This is a genomic window from Streptomyces sp. NPDC051940, from assembly GCF_040680895.1.
Taxonomy (GTDB): Bacteria; Actinomycetota; Actinomycetes; order Streptomycetales; family Streptomycetaceae; genus Streptomyces.
Map to the genome: position 1 here is coordinate 1 of NZ_JBFAXR010000262.1, position 3240 is coordinate 3240.

At 71.1% G+C, this 3240-nt stretch carries 2 protein-coding genes; both read right to left on the bottom strand.

Going from position 1 to position 3240, the window contains the following annotated elements; translation table 11 throughout:
* Positions 1–75: 75 nt before the first annotated feature.
* Complete coding sequence (locus AB0M28_RS40170; protein WP_365415748.1) at positions 76–759, bottom strand: transglycosylase SLT domain-containing protein; 684 nt, start codon at positions 757–759, stop codon at positions 76–78.
* A 397-nt stretch (positions 760–1156) separates the two neighbouring features.
* On the bottom strand, positions 1157–2476 hold the full coding sequence (locus AB0M28_RS40175; protein ID WP_365415750.1) for a PhoH family protein: 1320 nt from the start codon (positions 2474–2476) through the stop codon (positions 1157–1159).
* Positions 2477–3240: the final 764 nt, after the last annotated feature.

The window sequence follows — 3240 nt, forward strand, 5'->3', positions numbered from 1 at the left end:
GTAGCCGGACGCCGCCGAGGGGTCCCCGAACTGCTCGGTCACGGCGATCTCGCGCGCCCGCGCGCTGGGCAGCGCTCAGTACCAGTTGTTGGCCTGCCAGAAGTTCCACGCGCCGCACGGACTCCCGTAACGGCTGTTCATGTAGTTGAGCCCCCACTCGATCTGCGTCGCGGGGTTCGTCTGCCAGTCGGACCCGGCGGACTCCATCTTCGACCCCGGCAGGGCCTGCATCAGGCCATACGCACCAGACGACGGGTTGGAGGCCGTGTAGTTCCAGCCGGACTCGTGATCCACGATGTTGCTGAAGCACTGGAACTGGTCCGCGGGGACCATCTGCCGAGCGATGGCCTGCACCTCGGAGATGCTGTAACTCGACTGCACGGTGAACGAGCTGCCGTCGCGGCTTGCCGCCTGCTCCGCGGCCTCCCGCTCGGCGGCGGCCTTCTCCGCGGCTTCCTTCTTGTCCTGCGCGTCGGATGCGGCCTGCTTGCGCGCGGCTTCCTGCAGCGCCGTACGCGCGTCCGCCTGCGCGGTGTCGGCGGCGGCGTCGGCCTGCTCGGTGAGCGAGGCGTACTGCGACCGCACGTCCTGCTGCGCGGGTATGTCGGCGAGCAGGGTCTGGTCTGCGGCAGTGGCCTCGTAACGGTCGCCCGTGTCCGATGCCGTGTCCGCTCCCGAAGCCACTCCGACGACAGCGCCGACAGAGGTGACCGCGGTAGCCGATGCCACAGCGAAACCCCGGACCGAGATCCGGCTCACACAGAATCCTTCCAGCGTCGCCCGCTTAGGTGACCTCGCGGACGCAATCGTGCCCCTGGCACTGGCCGCCCTGGGCCGTCCCCTTGGGAGGGCCGGCTGGTCACGGGTGGCGCGGGCCCGGTGGGGCCTCCCGGTTCGGAAGGTCCGCGTGGTGCTCGGGCGGCGTACGGCGCACTCTGTTCTGTTGTGTGGCGGTGCTCGCGGTGCTGCTGCTCGCTTGCCGTGCCGTACGCGGGGCCTGACAGACCCCAGACTCTGCCCGAAAGGGACGCGGTACGGCAATTCCCGGTTGAGTGGGAAAGCTCACACAGTGTTTACACCATATGATTCGCGGAACCTCCTGCGCACCACAGGGCGCAACAGCTAAGCTGCTGCGCCCTGTTGCGGTGACGTTGGGTTAAACCCGTCCGTCCTCGAGCATTTCGGTCACCAGTGCGGCGATCGGCGAGCGCTCCGAACGCGTGAGCGTGACATGCGCGAAGAGGGGGTGCCCCTTCAACTTCTCCACGACGGCGACCACTCCGTCGTAGCGCCCTACGCGTAGATTGTCCCGCTGTGCCACGTCATGCGTCAGGACGACCCGGGAATTCGTCCCGATACGGGACAGAACGGTCAGCAGTACGTTCCGTTCCAGGGACTGCGCCTCGTCCACGATGACGAACGCGTCGTGCAGCGAGCGACCGCGGATGTGCGTGAGCGGGAGCACCTCGAGCATGCCCCGCGCGACGACCTCCTCGATCACCTCGCGGCTGGTCACCGCCGAGAGCGTGTCGAAGACGGCCTGCGCCCACGGGCTCATCTTCTCGGCCTCGCTGCCCGGCAGATAGCCGAGTTCCTGGCCGCCCACGGCGTACAGCGGACGGAACACCATCACCTTCTGGTGCTGGCGCCGCTCCAGTACGGACTCCAGTCCCGCGCACAGCGCGAGCGCGGACTTGCCCGTACCGGCCCGGCCGCCCATCGAGACGATGCCGACCTCCTGGTCCAGCAGCAGGTCCAGCGCGATGCGCTGTTCGGCGCTGCGGCCGTGGATGCCGAAGGCGTCGCGGTCTCCTCGTACGAGCCTGACCCTGCCGTCGGGGGCGACCCGGCCGAGGGCCTTGCCGCGCTCGGAGAGCAGCACGAGCCCGGTGTGCACGGGGAGGCCGTCGGTCTCCGGCAGGTCGATGACCTCGTTCGCGAAGAGGTCGTCGACCGCCTCACCGCCGATCGTCAGCTCCGCCATACCGGTCCAGCCGGAGTCGGTGATGGCGAGCTCGGCGCGGTACTCCTCCGCGGTGAGGCCAACGCTCGACGCCTTGATCCGCAGCGGCAGGTCCTTGCTGACGACCGTGACGTCGAAGCCCTCGGCCTGCAGGTTCCTGGCCACCGCGAGGATCCGGCTGTCGTTGTCGCCGAGCCGGAAGCCGGCCGGGAGTACGGAGGGGTCGGTGTGGTTGAGCTCCACGCGCAGCGTGCCGCCCAGGTTCCCGATCGGGATGGGGGCGTCCAGCCGGCCGTACTGCACGCGGTACTCGTCCAGCAGGCGCAGCGCCTGCCTCGCGAAGTAACCCAGCTCCGGATGGTGCCGCTTGGCCTCCAGCTCCGTCACCACGACGACGGGGAGCACGACTTCGTGCTCGTCGAAGCGGGACATGGACCTGGGGTCGGCCAGGAGGACGCTCGTGTCGAGGACATAGGTGCGCCGGTCGTTCGGGCGCTTCTTGCTGTTCACCACGGATGGACGAACCCCCTCGGGACGAGGATGCGCGGTCGCTGCCGCTGGGCTGGCGGGGTCGAGAGCCGGTACGTCCGGTCACGGGCTCTCTCGGCCGGGGCCGGGCCCTTGTGCGCACGCGGGCCGGGCTCCGGCCCTCTCGCGTCGCCCGTGCGCGTGGCGTTCGCCGCACGGCCGTCGTCCTTGTGCAAGGGGCCTCCCGGGCGGGGCGTCCTCGCGCCCGGTGCGGCGTGAGGGGTCCCGCTAGCAGGGATATTCCCCCGAACATCCCTGCGCATGCAACGCCCTTCCCGGGACGCTCCGAGATCCGCGAGGTTACATCTCCGTTACCCCCCTCCCACCGCCCCCTCACGCTCCGCGCGGATCAGGCCCGCGCCCCGCGCGGGGGGCAAGGGCGGCGCTCGGCGCGGAGGAAGGTCGCGGTCCGCGCGGGGGCTCGGGTGCGGTCGCGGTCCGCGCCGGCCCCGCGCCTTCGGCGCGGGTTCCGATCCCGCCCACCCACCCGTGCACCGGTTGCCGGGGTCACCGCAGCCGGCACTTGGGGCGCGGACGCCGAGTCGTCGGCTCGGGAAGCAAGACGTCGTGGGCGGCTGGAAAGCGCCACTCCGCCGACCGCTGCGAGCGCACCGCCGGGTGTCGGCCGGCGAGCGCACCGCCGCGAGCCGGGGACGGCCGCCAGCGCCACGCCGGGCGGCCGCAGCAAGCGCAACGCTGCGGGCGGCTGGGCCGCCCAGGGGGCGGCACGGGCGGGCGCAGCGGCCCCG